A 19721-nucleotide genomic window follows, 5' to 3' on the forward strand; every position below is an offset into this window, starting at 1 on the left:
GGCGTGACGGGCGGCGACCGGACTGTCGGTGGCGGGCCTTAAGGTCGTTGACCATGCGTCTGCTGCACACCTCGGACTGGCACCTGGGCCGGAGCTTCCATCGCGTGAGCCTCCTGGACGCCCAGCGCGCCTTCCTCGACCACCTGGTCGCCACCGTCGAGGAGCGCGCGGTGGACGCCGTGCTCGTCGCCGGCGACGTCTACGACCGCGCCGTGCCCTCCCTGGCAGCCGTCGAGATGTTCGACCACGCCCTGCACCGCCTCGCCGAGCGCGACGTCCCCACCGTCATGATCGCGGGCAACCACGACTCGGCCCGCCGGCTGGGGGTCGGCTCGAAGCTGATGGGACAGGCGGGCATCCATCTGCGCACCGATCCCAAGGAGTGCGGTACGCCGGTGCTGCTGCCGGACCGCGACGGGCACGGTCAGATCGCCGTGTACGGGATCCCCTACCTCGAACCCTCTCTGGTACGGCAGACCCTCGGCGTGGAGCGGGGCAGCCACACCGCCGTCCTGAGCGCCGCCATGGACCGGGTGCGGGCCGACCTGGCCGGCCGTCCGCCCGCGACGCGCTCCGTCGTGCTGGCGCACGCGTTCGTCACCGGCGGGGAGGTTTCCGACAGCGAGCGGGACATCACCGTCGGCGGCGTCGCCTCCGTACCGGCCTCGGTCTTCGACGGCGTCGACTACGCAGCGCTCGGCCACCTGCACAACTGCCAGACCCTCACCGAACGGGTGCGCTACTCCGGCACGCCGATCGCCTACTCCTTCTCCGAGGCGAACCACCCCAAGTCGATGTGGCTGGTCGACCTGGGGCCCGGCGGCGAGGTGACGGCCGAACGGCTCCACTGTCCCGTTCCTCGCCCCCTCGCCCGGCTCCGCGGCACCCTCGCCGAACTGCTGGAGGACCCCGCCCTCGACCGGCACACCGATGCGTGGGTGGAGGCCACCCTGACCGATGCGGCACGCCCGCACGACCCGATGGCGCGGCTGGAGAAGCGGTTCCCGCACACGGTCAGCCTCGTCTTCGCACCGGAACGGGAGGAGGCGGAGGACGCACGCTCCTACGCCGTACGGCTCAAGGGCCGCACCGAACGGCAGATCGCCGAGGACTTCGTCGGGCACGTACGCCCCGGGCGGGCCGCAGCCCCCGAGGAACGCAGAATGCTCGGCCGGGCATTGGAGGCCGTCCGCGTCGCGGAGACCGAGCACGCCGAACCCGCCGCCTCCCGCACGCCCGGCCGGGAGGGGGCACGATGAGGCTGCACCAGCTCACGCTGACCGCCTTCGGCCCCTTCAGCCGTACCCACACCGTCGACTTCGACGCGCTCTCCTCGGCAGGGCTCTTCCTGCTGCACGGTGCCACCGGTGCGGGCAAGACCTCCGTGCTGGATGCCGTCTGCTTCGCCCTGTACGGCGGCGTCCCCGGCGCCCGGCAGCAGCCCGGCGGCACTCTGCGCAGTGACCACGCCGACGCACACACCCGCACCGAGGTCGTGCTCGACCTGACCGTCGCCGGACGCCGACTGGAACTCACCCGTGCCCCCGAGCAGTTGCGGCCCAAGGCACGCGGCACCGGGCTCACCCGCGAGCGTGCCCGCTGCGAGCTGCGCGCCTTCGATCCCGCCACCGGCCGATGGCACGGCCTCAGCCGCTCCCACCAGGAGATCGGTGAGGAGATCGGCCAGGCCCTCGGTATGAGCAAGGACCAGTTCTGCCAGGTCGTCCTGCTCCCGCAGGGCGATTTCGCGCGGTTCCTGCGCGCCGGCGCCGAGGACCGGGCCAAGCTGCTGGGCCGTCTCTTCGACACCTCACGGTACGCCGCCGTCGAGGAGGAGCTGGCGCGTATGCGCAGAACCGCACAGCAGGACGTCGTCACGGCGGACGAGGAACTGCTGGCCCTCGCCCACCGGATGCGTCAGGCGGTCGGTGACCCGGCCGAGCTGGGCGAGGGCCCCGGCACCACCCCGGGCACGGCATCCGGGGCCCGACCGGACACCGACACCGTGCCCTCCCCGCGCTCGGGCACGGCACCCGGCGGGCGGCGCACCGCGCCCAGGCGCAACCGGGGCGCGAGCGCCGCAAAGGACACCGAACCGACGCCGCTCGCTCCCGGCGACGCCGGACTCGCCGACGCGGTCCTGGCCTGGGCGGCCCAGGCCCGCTCCCACGCCCGCGAACGTCTCACCGCCACCACACTGGCCGCCGGCACGGCCCGTGAGCGGCACGCTGCCGCCGCCCAGCGGTTCGAGGAGGTGCGCGAACTCGCCCGGGACCAGGCCAGGTTCGCACGGGCCAGGCAGCGCGCCGACGAGCTCGCGGCCGCGACCGGGGAGCGCGACACGCTGCGGCGACGTCTGGAGGCCGCACACGCCGCGGAGACCGTCGCCCCCGCGCTGCGCCTGCACCAGGCGGCCCGCGAGGAGCACACCCGGGCCCAGGCCGCCGCGCAGCACGCACGGTCCCTCCTGCCGGACGCCGTGGCCCACGCCGGAACCGAACGGCTCGCGGAGCTGGAGAGGGAGACGGGCCAGGAGCTCGGCGCCCTGCGCAGCGCACGCGAGGAGGAGCCGCGGGTCGCCGGTGCCGAAGCCGAACTGCGCAGGCTGGAGGCGGAGTCCCGGGCCGACGAGGAGCTGTTGAGCGAGACCGCGGAGTGGCTCGCCGGGTGGGAGGCCCGACGGGACGCCCTCCAGCGCCGGGTGGATGACGCCCAGGAGGCCGCCACCCGCGCCGAACGCCTCGCGGGCCGCCTGCACCCCGCGCGCGCCCGCCTCGAAGCGGCCCGCCGCCGCGACCGGCTCGCCGAGGACGTGGAGGTCGCCGCGGAGGAGCTCCGCCGCGCCCGCGAGGAGGCCGCCGAGGCGAAGGAGCAGTGGCTGGCCCTGCGCGAGCGGCGGCTGCGCGGTGTCGCCGCAGAGCTCGCGGGGAACCTGACGGACGGCGAACCCTGCGCCGTGTGCGGCTCCCGCTCCCACCCCGAACCCGCCCGCGAGGAGCCGGGCCACGTGGACCGGGCCGCCGAGGAGGCCGCCCTGGCCGCCTCCCAACGTGCGGGCGAGCGCCGCGAGTCCGCCCACCACCGCCTCGCCGCCCTCCGTGACGGCTTCGCCACCGCCCGGGCGGAAGCCGCCGGTACCACCGCGCAGGGGCAGGGTCCGCCAGTCGGGGACGGGGCGGCAGAAGCCGAGGCCGGGAGCACGGCCGCGCGGGGGACCGAGAGCGCCCGGGCCGCTCAGGAGGCGGGGGAGGCCGCACCGGGGGCGGACACGGGCGCCGGTCCGCCGCAGGAGATCGCCACCGACGAACTGGCCGCCGCAGTGGCGGGGTTGGAGAGCGAACACGAGTGCGCCCACGCGCAGGCCGCCACCGCGCACCAGGCCCGCGAAGCACTCGCCGCCGCCGAACGTGAGCACGACGAACGGCGCGGCGCGCAGCAGGAGGCCGAACGCCGTGCCGCGGGCCGGGCCTCCACCCGGGACGCCCTCCAGCGGGAGCTGACCGCCCTGACCGCGCGGTTGGACCGCGCCCGGGGCCCGGCCCCCAGCGTGGCGGCGCGCTACAGCGAACTGGAGCGGCGCACGGCGGCGCTCTCCCACGCCGCACAGGCCGCACAGGCGGCCGACGCGGCCGCCGCGCGCCTCGCCGAGACGGCGGACCAACTCGCCGGCGCCGCACGCCGGGCCGGATTCGGCACGGTGGACGAAGCGGCGGAGGCCGTGCTGCCCGAGACGGAACAGCGCGACCTGCGGGAGCGCTGGGAGCGCCGGCAGGCCGAGGAGGCCGCCGTGCGCGAGGAGCTCTCCGATCCGGCACTGACCGCCGCGGCCGCCCGCCCTGCCGCCGACCCGGAGGCTGCCCGCGAAGCGGCCGAGAGGGCGGAGGAGCTCGGGCGCGCCGCCGAGGCCGCACAGCACACGGCGCGCAGCCGCGTCGAGGCGCTCGACGAGCTGAGCGGCCGGGCGGTGGCGGGCGCCCGCCGCGTCGCCCCGCTGCGCACGGCCTACGATCAGGTGGCGCGGCTCGCCGGGCTGACGGCGGGCACCTCCGCCGAGAACGAACGCCGGATGCGACTGGAGTCGTACGTGCTGGCAGCCCGGCTCGAACAGGTCGCCGCCGCGGCCTCGGCCCGCCTCGGCCGGATGTCGGGCGGCCGCTACACGCTCGTGCACTCCGACGAGAGAGCCGGTGGGCGCGGCCGGTCCGGGCTGGGACTGCACGTGGTGGACGCCTGGACCGGGGCCGAACGCGACACCGCCACCCTCTCGGGCGGAGAGACCTTCTTCGCCTCACTCGCCCTCGCCCTCGGCCTGGCCGACGTGGTGACCGAGGAGGCGGGCGGCACCCGCCTGGAGACCCTGTTCATCGACGAGGGCTTCGGCAGCCTCGACGAACAGACGCTGGACGAGGTGCTGGACGTGCTCGACTCGCTGCGCGAACGGGACCGCTGTGTGGGCATCGTCAGCCACGTGGCCGACCTGCGGCAGCGGGTGCCGGCCCAGCTGGAGGTCGTCAAGTCCCGCGCGGGCTCCGTACTGCGCCACCACACGGCGCCCGCGGCGGGCTGAGACCGCCACCACCCCGGAGCGGCGGGTGGGAGGGCACGCCGGCGCGACGCCCTCCCACCCGCTTCTCCCGTCCGGTCCGACCCGGAGTTGCACCGTCCCTCGTTCGCCGACCCGGGGAAGAAGGGACGCTGTCAGAGCGCGGAGAGCTCCGTCTCCAGGTCGTCGAGGCCCAGCGAGCCCAGCGAAAGGGCGGCCATGTGCCAGGACTTGGCGTCGAAGGCGTCGCCGTGGGCGCGCTGCGCCGCGGCACGGCCCCGCAGCCAGGCGCGCTCGCCCAGCTTGTAGCCGATGGCCTGCCCCGGCATGCCCAGGTAGCGCACCAGTTCGCTCTCCACGAAATCGGCAGGGCGGCCGCTGTGCATGCCGAAGAACTCCTGGGCAAGCTCCGGGGTCCACCGCTCACCGGGGTGGAAGGGGGAGTCGGCGGGGATCTCCAGCTCCAGGTGCATGCCGATGTCGACGATCACCCGGGTCGAGCGCATCATCTGCGCGTCCAGGTAGCCCAGCCGCCGCTCGGCCGTCGTCAGGAAGCCCAGCTCGTCCATGAGCCGCTCCGCGTACAGGGCCCAGCCCTCGGCGTTGGCGCTGACCATGCCGACGGTCGTCTGGTAGCGGGAGAGCCGGTCGGCGACGTACGTCCACTGCGCCAACTGGAGGTGGTGGCCGGGAACGCCCTCGTGGTACCAGGTGCTGACCAGATCGTAGACGGGGAACCGGGTCTCGCCCATGGTGGGCAGCCAGGTGCGTCCCGGACGGGAGAAGTCCAGCGAGGGCTGGGTGTAGTACGGGGCCGCCGCACTACCGGGCGGGGCGATGCGGGACTCCACGCGGCGGACCTTCTCCGACAGCTCGAAGTGGGTGCCGTCCAGCTCCGCGATCGCCTGGTCCATCAGACCTTGCAGCCACTCGCGGACCTCGTCGACGCCCTCGACGGCCTCGCCGTGGGTGTCCAGATGGCGCAGCGCCTCCCAGGGCGTCTGCGCGCCGGGCAGGATCTTCTCGGCCTCGGTGCGCATCTCGGCCAGCAGCCGGTGGAACTCCTGCCAGCCGTACCGGTAGGCCTCCTCCAGATCGAGGTCGGCGCCGTTCCAGTAACGGGCCCAGCGGGCGTAGCGCTCGCGGCCGACGGTCTCGGGGGCACCCGCGACGCCGGGCGCGTACACGTAGCGCAGCCAGTCGCGCAGTTCGCGGATGGCGCGGGTGGCCTCGGCCGCCGCCCCGTCCAGCTCGGCCCGCAGCGACTGGGGGCCCTCCCCGGCGAACTGGGCGAACCAGCCGCGCTCGTCGGCGCCCTCCGTCTCGCCGAGCCACTCCGCGAGCTGGCCCAGTACCGTGGTCACCTGGCGCGGCCCGGCGAGGAGGCCGCGCGCAAGACCCTCGGCCAGGGAAGCGCGGTAGCCGTCGAGCGCGACGGGCATCGCCCGCAGCCGCGCGGCGATGTTCCGCCAGTCGTCCTCGGTCTCGGAGGGCATCACGGTGAAGATTCCGCGCACCGAGTGCACGGGCGAGCTGAGGTTGCTGACCGCGCGCAGGCCCTCGCCCGCCTCGTGGACGGCCAGTTCCGCCGTGAGCCGCTCGCGCAGCAGCCGCGCGCAGCGCCGCTCCTTGTCGCTGTCGCCGCCGGGCCGCGACTCGGCTGCCGCGAGTTCGTCGAGCGTGGTGCGACAGAGGGTGGCCATCGCCTCCTGTCCTGCGGGGGAGAAGTCGGGCAGCTTTCCGTGGCTCTCGGGCACCCCGAGGTAGGTACCGGAGATCGGGTCGAGGTCGACGAGCGCGTCGACGTAGGTGTCGGCCACCTGGCGCGGCAGGGGGGCGGTGGACGCTGAGGTGTTCGCATCGGACATGGGCCCATCCTCGTACGGGCGGGCCCGCGGCGTCAGCTCCCCCGATCACGCGGCCCGCGAACGGGCCGCGCGGCGGGGCGGCCCAGCCGCCGGTCAGCGCCGGTCAGCGCCGGTCAGCGCGGTGCGACGGCGGCCGTCTCCAGGGCGGCGGTCACCACGAGAGTGCCCTCCTCCACCTGGTAGTCCAGCGGCAGCCCGAGCCCCCGCATCGTGGCGACCATCCCGGTGTTGGAGGCCTGCATGACGGCGTAGACGCTCTCGCAGTGGGCCTCGCGCGCCATCCGCGTCAGCCGCCGCAGCAGCTCGGAGCCGACGCCCCGCTGCTGCCAGGCGTCCTCGACGAGCAATGCCGCCTCGGTCTCGTCGCCGTCCCACATCAGATGACCGAGGGCGACGAGTGCACCGGCCGCCGACTCCACCGCGAGGGTGCGGCCGAACCGGGGCGAGAGCAGATGGCGCAGGTAGCTGTCGGCGTCCTTGACGGGTCCGTGGTAGCGGCGGTCGAGGGTCTGCTCCGAGCAGCGGGCGTGCATCGCGAGCGCGGCTTCCAGGTCTCCCTCGTCGGCGCGGCGGACGGTGACGGAGCGGCCCGCGGGAAGCGTCAGCGCGTCGCTGTGGCGTGGGGTGCGGCGGCCCAGCCGCGCGTCCAGCTCCACCAGCGCGTGGGCACGCGCGTACTCGGTGGGGGTGAAGGGCACGTGGGGCCGTTCCACGACGATCTCTCCTCCGGCAGGGTCGGGCAGGCGTACCGATGTGCCCTCCAGTGTGCCTTCCGCGGGGGTCTCGCCGGGTATCGAACGGATGTGGCAGCGCCCCAGCAGCCGGCGCAGCGCCAGCGGCAGTTCCGCGCTGTCGAGGGCGGTGCGGGTGGCGAGACCGAGCACCCGCGCGGGGGTGTCCACCAGGTCGTGGGTGTCGGCGCGTTCGGTCCAGGTGTCCGTGCCGCCCGCCTCGGACAGCAGCCGGGCCAGCGCCTGCCGCTCCAGCGAGACGGGCGCGCGCAGCAGGAACTCGTCGACGGTGCGGTCGCCCAGCGGATGCGTCTGGAGCGCCAGGATGTCGACACGCCCGGCCGCCAGCGCTCCGCACACCTGCGCGAGGGAGCCCGGCTCCTCGCGCACGGTGGTACGCGCCCGCCACAGCGCGGTCGCCCCGCCGGGGGCGGCACCTCCGGTGGCTGCGGAGACGTCCGGGGCACGAACTTCCTGCGGAGCCGTCCCGGTGGCCTGCACCCGTCCCGTCCCGCCGTCGCGGGCCGCCGAGGCTGCCCGAGCCGCCGGATCGCACCACGCCCGCCATCCTTCGCGGGCGGCCCGTGCCGCGCGGTGCCAGGGGCGGGTCGCGGTTGCCTTGCGGCCGGTCGTCTTCGCGGCGGAGTCATCAGCCATGCCACCACCCTGGAGGACGGGCGTTGCCAGGCTGCGAACGAGCTGTCACAGGTGCGTAAAAGGAGTACCGGGCCCTCAAAAGCCCCTTTTCCGGCCAGGCCCCGAAGGTCTCGTGGATCCCCCGGTGGCTCCCCGCCGGGCCAGCCGCCGCAGCACCTGCCCGCACCGGTGGGCGTAGAGCCGTTGCAGCACCGGCACCAGCGGCCCTGCGGTCCGCGTCCACCAGGTCGCGGGCCGGCTGTAGGCCCGGACGGTCAGCCAGACCCGGCCGTCCGGGGCGTGCTCGACCAGGAACGCCTCCTCGCCGCACTCCGGATGTCCGGGCAGCGTCCCGTACGCCCATCCGGCCCGCCGCTCCTCCGCGACCGTCCACACCACCCGGCAGGGCCCGTTCACCCGCAGCGGCCCCACGCCCAGCCCCACCGTCACCCGCACACCGGGAGCGGCCTGTTCGGCGTCCGTCCGCACCCGTACGCCCATCGCCCGGTGCATCCGCCACTCCGCGAGAGCCGGCGCGGCGGCCGCGAAGACGGCCCCGCCACTGCCCAGCAGCGTGCGCACGCACAGACCGTTGAAGCCGGGCGGAGTCACCTCGCGCGCCGTCTCGCCGACGGGGGCGTAGGTGAAGGAAGGCGCAGAGCTCATGCCCGGAGTCTGCCGCACGCCGCCCGACGGTTACTGCCCCACCCGGCCCGGCTGGAGCACCTTGGTGAACAGCACCGCGCCGCCTTCCTCGCGGAGCCGCACCGTCAGCTCGCCGGTGGAGCCGTCGATGTCGACCTGGCCGAAGTACTGCCCGCCTTCCGTCGGCGGTGTGTTGGCCCGGGTCGGTGCCTTCACGAACTTCTGGTCGGGGCCGAACGTGCCGTCCAGCTCCAGTGCCGCGAAGCCGCCCGCGTTCATCGGCCCGGAGACGAACTCCCAGAACGGCGCGAAGTCCTTGAAGGCCGCCCGGCCGGGGTCGTACCGCTGGGCGGAGGTGTAGTGCACGTCCGTGGTGAACCACACCGTTCCGGTGACCCTGCGGTGCTTGATGTGCCGCAGGAGGTCGGCGATCTGCAACTCCCGGCCGAGCGGAGCGCCCGGGTCGCCCTGGGCGACCGCCTCGAAGTCGGTCTCGCCGTCCGGGACGACCAGCCCCAGCGGCATGTCCGAGGCGATGACCTTCCAGGTGGCACGCGACCGCGACAGCTCCCGTTTGAGCCACTCCAACTGCCGCCGACCGAGGATGCCCTGGGTGTCGTCCGGCTGCCGGCCCGGCGAGTTGACGTTGCGGTAGGCGCGCATGTCCAGCACGAAGACGTCCAGCAGCGGACCGTGCCGCACCACGCGGTAGACGCGCCCCTCCTCGTCCCCGGGCGGCAGTGTGCTGACGGGGAAGTACTCGCTGAAGGCCCGCAGGGAGCGTGCGGCGAGGGTGGAGACGTCCTTGACGGTGTACCGGTCGTCGTCGAGGATCTCGCCGGGATACCAGTTGTTGAGCACCTCGTGGTCGTCCCACTGCACGATCCAGGGCACCTGGGCGTTGAAGGCGCGCAGCTTCTGCTCCAGCAGGTTGTAGCGGAAGTTGCCGCGGAACTCCGCCAGCGTCTCGGCGACCTTCGACTTCTCCTCGGTGGTGACGTTGCGCCATACGCCGCCGTCCGGCAGCTCGACGCGCTCCTGGATGGGGGAGTCGGCGTAGATGGCGTCGCCGCTGTTGAGGAAGAAGTCCGGGTCGAGCCGCCGCATCTCGGCGAAGATCGGATAGCCGCCCCGGTCCGGGTTGATGCCCCACCCCTGCCCCGCCAGGTCGCCCGACCACAGGAACCGTACGTCGCGCCGCCGGTCGGGCGCCGTACGGAAGGTGCCGTGCACCGGTTCGCCCGCCCGCCGGGGGTCGTCCGGGTCGGTCAGGGTCACCCGATAGTGGACCTCTTCCCCCGCGCGCAGCCCGTGCAGGGCGGTACGGCCGGTGAAGTCCGTCCCCGGGCCGACCACGGGGCCGTGCCACCGCTTCGGGTTGCGGAACGCCTCGGTCGCCGCCGTCTCCACCACCATGCGTGCCCGGCGGTCGGAGCGCACCCACACCAGCCCCGAGGAGGAGGTGACGTCGCCGGCCTGCACGCCCCACTCCGCCGCGGGGCGCCCGCGCCGGGCCTGAGCGGGCGCCGCAGCTCCCAGCAGCGGCAGGGACAGCGCCGCTCCCGTGGCCGCCGTGCCGCGCAGTACGGTGCGGCGGGCGGGCGTTTCGCCGGTGGTCGGATCGCCTTGTGCCATGAACGGAGCTCCTCGATGCGGTGAGACCTCAAACGAACGTTCTCGCCAGGACGTGTCCACTCTCGTGACGGCGCGGGTCACCGGAGGGGGACCGGCCCGGCGTGCCGTGCCGGTTGTAGCCCGCCCGGGTGCACCGCACCCGACGTCTCAGTGAACACCCGGCGTCACACTCGGCAGAAGGGGTCCGGCCCGACCGGTACCGGTCGACCGCTCCGAGCACCCTAGGATGCCGCTTCACGGACAACTCCGACCGCACGCCGCACGCATGCCGAAGCCCGGCCCAGGAGGCCCGATGACCACCAGCCGAACGTCCGCAGAGCTGCGCGAGGAGATCCGGGCGCGGGGACTGGACCCGCACGGGCCAGAACGTGTCGCACGGGCCGAGGGGCTGGTCGCCGACGCCGAGAAGCTCGCGGACGCCCCCGCACGCGAGGGGCGCGCGGCACTGGCCGAAGCGCTGCTGCACCTGGCCGCGAGCCGGGCCACGGAACCCGGGCACCAGGGCGCGGCCGAGGCCGTCGACCGCGCTGTGCGGCTGCGCGAGGCACACCCCGAGGCCTTCGACGAGGAGGCGGGGTCAGCGCTGCTGTGGTCGCTGCGCTGGGCGGTCGAGGAACAGATCGCCGACCCGGCCGTCCCGGCGTCCCGGATCGAGGAACGGCTGGCGGCCATGGGGCGCCGCTACGCCGGTGCCGGCCTCTCGCAACGCGCCGTGCACGCCCGGGAATTCCTGGCGGCACGCAGCTTCGGTGACCGTACGCGGGCCGCCCGTGCCCATGACGCCTGGCTGGCGGCGGAGCGGGACGGGAGCGCCGACTGTGCGGGCTGCGAACTCGTCAGGCGCGGACAGGCGCACGCCGAGCAGGCCCGGGAGGCGGACGCCGCCGAGCCCGGCTCGGGCACCTCGGACGACGAGGCGGCGCTGCGGCTGTGGGAGCCGGTACTGCGCGGCGACTACCCGTGCCGGGACTGCCAACCCGACCTGCTGGCCGCCTCGCTGGCCCCGCTGCTGCGGCTCGGCCGACTCGACGAGGCACGCTCCCGGCACGTCGCGGGCCAGCTGTTGGTGCGGGACGCGCCCGCCGCACGCCTCGCCCTCGCCCGGCACCTGAGCTTCTGTGCCCGTACCGGGAACGAACCGCGCGGGCTGGAGATCCTCGCGGACCGGGACGTGACGTGGTGGCAGCCGCACGGCGACGCGGTGGGCCACGGCGCCTGGACCGCAGCCGTCGCCCTGCTGGCACGGCGATTGACGGAGCTCGGCCACGGGAACCTGGCCGTGCCCGGACCCCCGGACCGCGGCTGGACGGCCGCGTCGCTGGCGGAACACGCCGCCGGGCAGGCCCGCGCCGTCGCCGAGCGCTTCGACGCGCGCGCCGGTTCCACCCACCACACCGCGGCTCTGCACACCGTGTGGTCGCCCCGCCCGCAGGCGGCTCGCCTCCCCCTCGGTGTGGGAGCCGTCACGCTGCCGCCGCCGGACGCCGCAGCCCCCACCCCGGTCCCGCCGGGCACCCTGGGCGGGACGGCCACCGCTGCCCCGCCCGGGGTGGCCACCGCCGCCCCGGTCGAACCGGCCGCCGGGGAAGGGCACCGACTGCTGGCCGAAGCGCGCCGGCTGAGTGCGCTCGGCCACCCGCAAGCGGCGGGGCGGTGGGCCGCTGCCGAGGACGCCGTCACCCGCGAGGGCGCTGCGCCCGGTGCGGGTGAGCGGGCCGAGCTCCTCGACCACCACGCCATGCGGCTGGTCCTCGACGACCCGGCCGCTGCTGCCTCGGAGTTCACCGAGGCGGCCGGTCTCTTCGCCGCGGCGGGCCTGCCGGGCGAGGCCCTTGCCTGCCGGGCCCGCGCGGCGCACGCGGCCTTCCTGGCACCCCGGGACGAGGCCGTACCGGCGGCGTCCGCAGGCACGTCGATCGACGGGCTGTGCGACGAGGCGCGGGGGGCGCACGCCGAGGGGCGCGTCGGCACCCGGCACGCCACCGCTGTTCTGCTGACCCGGGCCCGGATGCGCGCGCACGAACTGGGCGTCGCGGCGGACGACGGCGAGGAGGACGGTACGCCGTTCGACGCCGCGCGGGGCGCGCCCGACGCGCTGGGCCCGGCCGCCGACGCGCTCGACGCCGAGCTGGCGGACCTGATCGCCCTGGCGGAGCCGGACCGCGACGAGCCGCAGGTGCGGGCCCGCATCGCCGAGGCCACCGAGACCCGCGGACGCCTGGCGGTGCAGCGGGGCGCGCCCGCGCGGGCCGCCGAGCTGCTGGCCGGGGCCGTGGACCTCTTCCACGAGGCGGGGCGCCCGTGGGCGGCGACCGGCCCCGAACTCGCCCTGGCGCGCCTGCTGATGGAGACCGGCGACCACAAGCGCGCCGACGAGGTGCTCCGCGAGGCGCTGGGCGAGGATCACCCGGAACGGCTCGCGGCCCGCACCCCGCACGACCTGGTCCGACTGCACCTGCTGCACGCCGACGCGCACGCCGCCCAGGGGCTGCTCGCCGACGAGGCCGCGTCCCTGCGGTGCGCGATCGCGGAGCTCCTCACCGGGCAGGAACCGCACAGCTCCGCCAAGGAGGGCGACGCCGCCCGTGCCAGGCTCCGGCTCGGTGGCTGCCTGCTGGCTCTGGAACAGACCGACGAGGCCGCGGCCGTCCTCGTGTCCGCCCTTGAGGGGCTGCTGGGGGTGGCCGACGAAACCGGCATCGTGCAGGCCTGCGTCTGGCTCGGCCACGCCTGCGGGCGGCCGGAACAGATGAGGCAGGCCGCCCGGTTGCTGCACCGCGCCGCTGCCCACCCGCACCCGTGGCAGGACCGGCACGGGCGTGCCGTCGTCACCCATCTCGCCGCCGACACCCAGCGCGCCGGCCACCGGTACGCGGCGGCGGCGGAGCTGTACGAGCAGGCGGCCGAGCTGTGGCGGGCCCTGGACGACCCGCACGCGCTCATCCGTACCCTGCACGCCCGCGCCTGGCTCGCCATGGAGGCGGGGGACGAAGTGACCGAGTCGCTGCGGTACATGGCGGCGGCGCAGGAGGAGATCAACACGCTGCTGCACGGCGCGGACGCGGAGCTGGACGAGGAGCAGGAGCTCCGCCTGCGCCTGGAGACCGGCCACACCTGGCGGCAGACGGCCGAACTGCTCATCGAACCGGTGGCCGTGCCGGTGCCGGGTGAGCAGGGCGAGGCGGCCCGGGAGCGCTACGAGCGGGGGATCGCGTACGCGGATCGTGCGGTGGCGGCCTTCCGGACCTGCGGTGAGGCCGGGCTGCACGAGGCGACGGGTGCGGAGTTGCGGGCCGCCGGGCTGGAGGCCGACCTGGGCCGCTACGACGAGGCCGTCGCCCGGCTGACCCGGGTGCGCGCCACCTACCCGGAGGGCGCCCCCGACCCGCAGGGCACCATCGCCGAACGCATGAGCGAGGCAGGCGCGTTGGAGGTGCGCATCGAGAGCGCGTACGCGGCGGAAGCGCGCTGAACCGGCGGGCCGGCCCGTGCCGCCGGGCCTCGGCAGTCAGCCGGCGGGCCGGTCCGCCGGGCGGGTTGCCGACCGGGCCGTGTCGGCGATGACGCGGGCCACGGTCGCGGGGTCGTCGTTCATCGGGACGTGTCCGCATCCGCGCAGCCGGACCAGACGCGCCCCGGGCACGGTGAGCCGGGCCCGTACGCCCTGACGGCGCAGCAGCAGCCGGTCCCGGTCGCCCCAGGCGAGGGTCACCGGCACGTCCGGGACATCGGCGTCGAACAGCGCGCCGGAACGCCGCCCCTCGGCCAGCACCGGCGCGAAGCCCGGTGCCCGGCGGAGCGCGCGGGTCTCGGCGACCACGGCCTCGGCCGCGCGGCGCCCGGGCCGTGCGTAGATGGTGCTCGTCAGGGCGGCGCGTCCGGCGGCCGACCGGGCCGTCAGCTGCAGCAGCGGGTCCGGCAGCGCCCGTGCTCCGGCCCGCATCGCCCGCAGCACTCCGAAGGCCCACAGGCGCTCCGGCGTGGTGTAGAAGCCGCCGGGTGCCAGCGCCGTGACCGACCTGGCGTTCCCCCGCAGACCCATCTCCAGGGCCAGCAGACCTCCCAGGGAGTTGCCCGCCACGTGCGGACGTTCGATGCCCAGCGCCCGGCACGCATGCGCGAGCAGCTCCGCGACCACCTCGCGCTCGTACGGGACGCCGTCCGGCAGCCGGGGCGAGGCACCGAACCCGGGCAGGTCGACGGCGATCACGTCGTAGCTCCCGGCCAGCACGGTCAACACCGGCTCCCACGCCTGCCAGTGGTGGCCGATGCCGTGCAGCAACAGCATCGGCTCGCCCTGCCCGCGCCGCTCGTAGGAAAGGTCGAAGGCGGTGTGCGCGGGCGGGGAGACCCGGACGACGGAGGAGGTGACGCGGGCGGGCGTCTGTGGGGTGAAGACGGCGGACATGACCACTCCTACGGTTCCCAGGTGTGCGCGAGGCGGGGGCACCGCGCTCGTTGACAGAATGTCAGCAAGGGGCCGCGGCAGGAACCCCCACGCGGGCCGCGCCCGGCGCGGCCGGTGGCATCATGGCGGCGTGACCGCTGACGCGACCGAGGTCTTCGAGGAGCACCGTCCCGTACTCGACGGGGTGGCCTATCGCATGCTCGGGCGGGTGGCCGACGCCGAGGACGTGGTGCAGGAGGCGTGGCTGCGCTGGTCGGCCGCCGACCGCGACCAGGTGCGCGAGCCCCGCGGCTACCTCGTCCGCATCACCACCCGGCTGGCCATCGACCGGCTGCGCCAGGCGCAGTCGCGACGCGAGGCCTATGTCGGCACCTGGCTGCCCGAACCCGTGGTCACCGACTTCGCGACGGGCGCGGCCCGCGACCGGCAGGACGGCGCCGAGCGCGTGGTGCTGGCCGAGTCGGTCTCGCTGGCCGTGCTCGTCGTGCTGGAATCCCTCACGCCACTGGAGCGCGCGGTCTTCGTGCTGCGGGAGGCGTTCGGCTTCCCGTTCGCCGAGATCGCCGGGACGCTGGAGCGCAGCGAGGCCGCTGTGCGGCAGTTGGCGGGGCGGGCCCGACGGCACGTGGCGGAGCGCAAGCCGCGCTTCGAGGTGGACCCCGGGCTGCAACGGGACCTGACCGAGCGGTTCCTGAAGGCGGCCGTCGACGGCGATCTGCAGGGCCTGATGGCCGTGCTGGCGCCCGATGTGCGGCTGGTCTCCGACAGCGCCGGCAAGGCCAAGGCGCCCCGCCGGGTGATCGACGGCGCCGACAAGGTCGGCCGGTTCCTGGCGGCAGTCGGCCCGCAGGGACAGGACGCCGCGGTCGGCTACCGCTTCGTGGAGCTCAACGGCGGCCACGCGCTGGTGGCCACGCACGAGGGCCGCGCGGACACGGTGTTCGCGGTGGACGTGGCCGGCGGGCTGATCCAGGCGGTCTACCTGATCCGCAACCCGGACAAGATCGCGCATCTGGACGACACGCACGAGAGCCCTGCGGGGCCGGACGAGGCGCGGGAGTAGTCCCGTCGTCGCGCCCCGCCCCGGGGCGCCGCCTCACAGGCCGCCGGCGACCCGCAGCACGGCGCCCGAGGCGTAGGAGGCCTCGTCCGAGAGCAGCCAGGCCACCGCGTCGGCGATCTCCTCGGGCTCACCGGGCCGGCGTGCGGGGGTGATCTCCGCCTTCTTCCACGCCCGGTCGGGGTCCCCCATCGCCGCGTGCATCTCGGTGAGCACGGAGCCCGGCTGGACGCAGTTGATCCGCACCCCCTCGCCGGTGAACTCCTTGGCGAGGCCCACCGTCATGGCGTCCACCGCGGCCTTCGAGGCGGCGTAGTGCACGTACTCGCCGGGGGAGCCCAGCGTGGCCGCGGAGGAGGAGATGCTGACGACGGCGCCGCCGCGGCCGCCGTGCGCGGTGGACATCTCGCGCAGTGCGCGGCGGGCGCACAGCAGGGCGCCGGTCACGTTGACGTCCACCACGCGCCGCATCACCTCGGGCGACGTCTCGGTGAACCGTCCCAGCGGCCCGGAGACGCCCGCGTTGTTGACCAGTCCGGTGACCGGCCCGAGTGCGGCGCGCACCGTCTCGAAGAGGCGGTCGACGGCCTCGGCGTCGCTGGTGTCCACCTGCACGGTGACCGCCTCGCCGCCCGCCGCCCGCACCGCCTCCGCCGTGCGGTCCGCCGCCTCCTCGTCGCGCTCGTAGCCGATTCCCACGTGGTGCCCGTCCCGGGCGAGCCGCAGCGCCGTGGCCGCGCCGATACCGCGGCTGCCGCCGGTGACGACGGTGACGCGCTGGAGGGAGGCGGGTGTGACGGGGCGGGGCATGGGGACCTCCGGACAGTTGCAGTGCGGGGAGAAGCACGAGGGCGAGCCGCGAAGGCTTTTGATCGATGATCGATCATCCCAGTACCGTGGCGACGCGGCAAGGCCCGGCCCGCGTCACGCGGCGGCAGCCGCTGCTGATTGGTCTTGACCAAGGGTGGGGGCCGTCCTATGGTCAGGGACATACGCAAGGGCCTTTAAAAAACAAGGACACATAAACACCGCCACACACCGCCCGCTGGGCGTACGGGGATTGCGGAGGCAAGGGTGGGGACCACGCAGCTCGAAACCGTGCCGGAGCCGAAGTACTGGCACCTGAAGTCGGTGCTCTCCGAAGCGCTCGACTCCGAATTCGCGGTGGGCGAGATCCTGCCCAACGAGCGGGAGCTGGCCGCCCGCTTCGGCGTCGCCCGCGCGACGCTCCGCCAGGCCCTGGAACAGCTCGAACTGGAAGGCCGCCTCCAGCGCCGCCGCGGCGTGGGCACGACCGTGGCACCGCCTCGCGTCGGTGTGGACGTCGGCTCCGAGAGCGGCCCGCACACCTGGCCCGGCGCGCCGGGCGACGCCTGGCACACGGAGGAGTACGGGTACGTGGCGGCCCCCGCAGCCGTCGCCCGGATGCTGGGCGTGGCCGGGGAGACCCCCGTGCACGCGGTGCGGCGCAGCCGGATGTCCGGCGGCCAGCAGGTCGCCTCCGACCTCCTCTACGTGCCCGCCGCCTCGGTGCCCGCCGTCCCGGTGGACGCCGATGCCGACACCGCTTCCGCCGGCACCACCGCGAACGGGACGGCCCGGGGGCGGGCCGTCCTGCGCGAGCTGCACGAGCTGGAGCTCGGCGGCCAGGACCGTACCGTCGAGCTCGGCTCGGCCCGGGCGGACGACGCGCGCCGACTGGACCGGCTGCCCGGCGCCCCGGTCCTCGTCGTCACGACGCGCTACCTGGCCGACGCCCGTACCGCCGCCGTCTCCCTCGCGACGTACCGGGCCGACACCTGCCGGCTCTCCTTCAGCGACGGCGATGCCGTCTCCCTCATGGCGAGCTGAAGAACGCCTCCCGCCTCGGGGCGAGCTGAGGGAGACCGACGGGGCTAGAAGGCCGGCTCGGTCTCCTGGAGGGTGAACAGTTCGTTCTCCACCTGGTCCAGGGCGACGCGCAGCGCGCCCGTTGCCACCGCCGTCTCGCCCAGGCGGGAGAGTGCCACGCGCGGCGGGCGCAGACAGTAGCGGGCCAACTCCGCGCGCAGCGGCTCCAGTACGCCGTCCAGCCCGGACGCCCAACCGCCGACCACCAGCAGCTCCGGGTCGAGCGCCAGCACGAGCGCCGCCACGTCGTGCACGAGCCGGGCGATGAACCGGTCCATGGCGCGTCGCGCCTGCTCGTCGCCGCCCTTGGCCCGGGCGAACACCCGCGCCACGGCGGCCTCGTCGAGGGGGTGCAGCGGCTCGTCCGTGGTGGACAGCAGCCGCTCGGGGCGGGCCTCCCGGCCCAGCAGGTGCAGCGCCCCGATCTCCCCGGCGGCGCCGCCGAAGCCCCGGTGCAGCCGTCCGCCGATCAGCGAGCCGGCTCCGGGACTCAGCCCCGCCAGCACCATCACCACGTCGTCCACGCCGCGGGCCGCGCCCTTCCAGTGCTCGGCCAGCGCCGCCGCGTTGGCGTCGTTCTCCACCAGAACCGGACAGCGGAACGAGCGCCGCAGCCGCTCACCCAGCGCGAGCCCCGTCCACCCCGGGAGAGCCGTGCCCAGGTGCACCGTCCCGTCGGCTTCCACGATGCCGGGGGTGCCCACGCCGACCGCCCGCAGCGTGTCCCGCGCGGTACCGGTGCGGCGCAGCAGTTCGGCCACGGCGCTGCGGCACTTCTCCAGCCGCGTGTCGGCCGGCGCCGTCTCCGCCACGTCCCGGGCGAGGGAGCCGGTGATGCGGCCCGTCAGGTCGGAGAGGACCGCGGCCACCCGGTGCGGGCCGATCTCCAAACCCAGCAGATGGCCCGCCTCGGCGCGGAAGCGGAACCGGCGTGCGGGGCGGCCCCGGCGGGCGGCGCCCGCCTGCGTGGGCTCCTCCTCGGCCTCGGCGACCAGACCGGCCTCGATGAGGTCCTCCACCACCCCCTCGACCGTGGGGCGGGACAGCTCGGTGGCGCGGACCAGTTCGGTGAGGGTCAGAATGTGCGGCGTGGCCGATCCGCGCAGCTCCCGCAGGACGACCGTGGAATTGATCCGCCGCAGCAGGGACGGGTCCCGTCCGCTCAGCCTGCTCACGCTCCGCCTCCTGCCTGTGCCGCGTGGGCGGATCGTAACCGCTCCCCGGGATCCCGGCGAGTGGCGCGGGTACTCCGCCCGCCCACGGCGCCCGTACGGGAACGGAACAGGGGGCCGATCCGCTGTTGGTGCCAGGAGGTCGACTGGTCCCGTGCACCCTTCGCAGCACCTCGCCGCCCTGGCCCCCCTGCGGGCTGGACCCGGCGCCCGGGCCGCCGTCCTACGCGCCGCAGAGTGCGGTTCCGACGCCGATCCGGCCGAACTCCCGGAAGCCGGACGGGAGGTGTGCGGTGAACACGAGGCCCTCCTCGTGCTGCTGTCCGGGCAGTGGGGCGAGCCGCGGTGGTTCGGTTCGGAGCCGCACCTGCCGGCCGCCGCGGACGGTGCCGTGCTCTCCGAACCCGAGGCCACCTTGTGCGGGCACCTCGCCAGGGTGGCCGTCTGGACGGTGGAGGGCCGCTGTGCCGGTCTCGGGCCGGCCCGCCGGAGCGAGGCGGTCCCGCTGCGCCTGCTCGCCGCCGTGGGGGAGCAGGGCACCCCTGTGCTGCCGCCCGCGCCCTCAGTCCTCGGGTGAGGCGGCCAGGCGCAGCTTGCGGAACTCCTCGGCCAACGCGGGCGGCGTGTAGTGGGCGTTGAGCCCACTGGGGTTGGGCAGCACCCACACCGGGACGCCGCCGATCAGCCGCTCCTGCGGGCCCATGGCGGCCTTGGGGGCGTCGAAGGCGGCCCGGTAGGCGGTGACGCCGAGGACGGCCAGCCAGTGCGGCCGCAACCGGGCGACCTTCTCCTCCAGCAACCGCCCGCCCTCGGCGAACTCCTCGCGGGCCAGCTCGTCGGCGCGCGCGGTGGCGCGGGCTACCACGTTGGTGATGCCGAGCCCGTAACCGAGCAGTTCGGCCTCCTCCTGCGGCTGGAGCCGGCGCGGAGTGAAGCCGGAGGCGTGCAGCGCGGGCCAGAACCGGTTGCCCGGCCGGGCGAAGTGGTGCCCCGTGGCGGCCGAGAGCAGGCCCGGGTTGATGCCGCAGAACAGCACACGCAGCCCTTCGGCGGTCACGTCCGGCACCGGGGGCAGCTCCCGGATGAGGTCCGGGGGACTGTCGCGGGCGGCCTCCAGCTCCTCCTTGGCGGGA

General features: G+C 75.2%; 14 protein-coding genes. 6 read left to right on the forward strand and 8 right to left on the reverse strand.

Annotation, left to right across the window (positions count from 1 at the left end; translation table 11 throughout):
• Positions 1 to 53: 53 nt before the first annotated feature.
• Positions 54 to 1259: an exonuclease SbcCD subunit D gene (locus H297_RS0123040; RefSeq protein ID WP_027738979.1), complete on the forward strand. Its 1206-nt coding sequence runs from the start codon at positions 54 to 56 to the stop codon at positions 1257 to 1259.
• On the forward strand, positions 1256 to 4567 hold the full coding sequence (locus tag H297_RS0123045; protein ID WP_027738980.1) for an AAA family ATPase: 3312 nt from the start codon (positions 1256 to 1258) through the stop codon (positions 4565 to 4567). The genes H297_RS0123040 and H297_RS0123045 overlap by 4 nt, the downstream gene beginning before the upstream one ends.
• A 131-nt stretch (positions 4568 to 4698) precedes the next feature.
• Here the strand turns inward: H297_RS0123045 and H297_RS0123050 are convergent, their stop codons facing one another.
• The 4 genes from H297_RS0123050 to H297_RS0123065 form a co-directional block, all read right to left on the reverse strand.
• Positions 4699 to 6411 (reverse strand): DUF885 domain-containing protein, encoded by a 1713-nt coding sequence (locus H297_RS0123050; RefSeq protein ID WP_027738981.1) that lies wholly within the window; start codon positions 6409 to 6411, stop codon positions 4699 to 4701.
• A 113-nt stretch (positions 6412 to 6524) separates the two neighbouring features.
• Positions 6525 to 7799: a GNAT family N-acetyltransferase gene (locus H297_RS0123055; protein WP_027738982.1), complete on the reverse strand. Its 1275-nt coding sequence runs from the start codon at positions 7797 to 7799 to the stop codon at positions 6525 to 6527.
• Between the two features lie 75 nt (positions 7800 to 7874).
• Positions 7875 to 8444: a DUF1990 domain-containing protein gene (locus H297_RS37950; protein ID WP_051352107.1), complete on the reverse strand. Its 570-nt coding sequence runs from the start codon at positions 8442 to 8444 to the stop codon at positions 7875 to 7877.
• Between the two features lie 30 nt (positions 8445 to 8474).
• Positions 8475 to 10058, reverse strand: coding sequence for an alkaline phosphatase D family protein (locus H297_RS0123065; RefSeq protein ID WP_027738983.1), 1584 nt, complete (start codon positions 10056 to 10058; stop codon positions 8475 to 8477).
• 292 nt (positions 10059 to 10350) lie between these two features.
• Here H297_RS0123065 and H297_RS0123070 point away from each other — a divergent pair, with 292 nt between their 5' ends.
• Positions 10351 to 13530, forward strand: a complete 3180-nt coding sequence (locus H297_RS0123070) for a hypothetical protein (RefSeq protein WP_027738984.1) — start codon at positions 10351 to 10353, stop codon at positions 13528 to 13530.
• A gap of 36 nt (positions 13531 to 13566) precedes the next feature.
• Here the strand turns inward: H297_RS0123070 and H297_RS0123075 are convergent, their stop codons facing one another.
• Positions 13567 to 14466 (reverse strand): alpha/beta fold hydrolase, encoded by a 900-nt coding sequence (locus tag H297_RS0123075; RefSeq protein WP_027738985.1) that lies wholly within the window; start codon positions 14464 to 14466, stop codon positions 13567 to 13569.
• 130 nt (positions 14467 to 14596) lie between these two features.
• Between H297_RS0123075 and sigJ the strand changes: the two genes are divergently transcribed.
• Positions 14597 to 15529, forward strand: coding sequence for an RNA polymerase sigma factor SigJ (gene sigJ, locus H297_RS37955; protein ID WP_051352096.1), 933 nt, complete (start codon positions 14597 to 14599; stop codon positions 15527 to 15529).
• A 33-nt stretch (positions 15530 to 15562) separates the two neighbouring features.
• Here sigJ and H297_RS0123085 read toward each other — a convergent pair whose 3' ends face one another.
• Positions 15563 to 16336, reverse strand: coding sequence for an SDR family oxidoreductase (locus tag H297_RS0123085; RefSeq protein WP_027738986.1), 774 nt, complete (start codon positions 16334 to 16336; stop codon positions 15563 to 15565).
• 264 nt (positions 16337 to 16600) lie between these two features.
• Here H297_RS0123085 and H297_RS0123090 point away from each other — a divergent pair, with 264 nt between their 5' ends.
• On the forward strand, positions 16601 to 17377 hold the full coding sequence (locus H297_RS0123090; protein WP_027738987.1) for a GntR family transcriptional regulator: 777 nt from the start codon (positions 16601 to 16603) through the stop codon (positions 17375 to 17377).
• A gap of 44 nt (positions 17378 to 17421) precedes the next feature.
• On the opposite strand, the gene H297_RS0123095 is transcribed toward H297_RS0123090, so the two are convergent.
• Positions 17422 to 18591, reverse strand: coding sequence for an ROK family protein (locus tag H297_RS0123095; RefSeq protein ID WP_027738988.1), 1170 nt, complete (start codon positions 18589 to 18591; stop codon positions 17422 to 17424).
• Between the two features lie 151 nt (positions 18592 to 18742).
• Between H297_RS0123095 and H297_RS0123100 the strand changes: the two genes are divergently transcribed.
• Entirely contained in the window at positions 18743 to 19165 is a 423-nt protein-coding gene (locus H297_RS0123100; protein WP_027738989.1) for a hypothetical protein, read from the forward strand.
• Here H297_RS0123100 and mug read toward each other — a convergent pair.
• On the reverse strand, positions 19151 to 19654 hold the full coding sequence (mug, locus tag H297_RS0123105; RefSeq protein WP_027738990.1) for a G/U mismatch-specific DNA glycosylase: 504 nt from the start codon (positions 19652 to 19654) through the stop codon (positions 19151 to 19153). The genes H297_RS0123100 and mug overlap by 15 nt on opposite strands.
• Positions 19655 to 19721 lie beyond the last annotated feature (67 nt).

This window comes from Streptomyces sp. CNT360, from assembly GCF_000424785.1.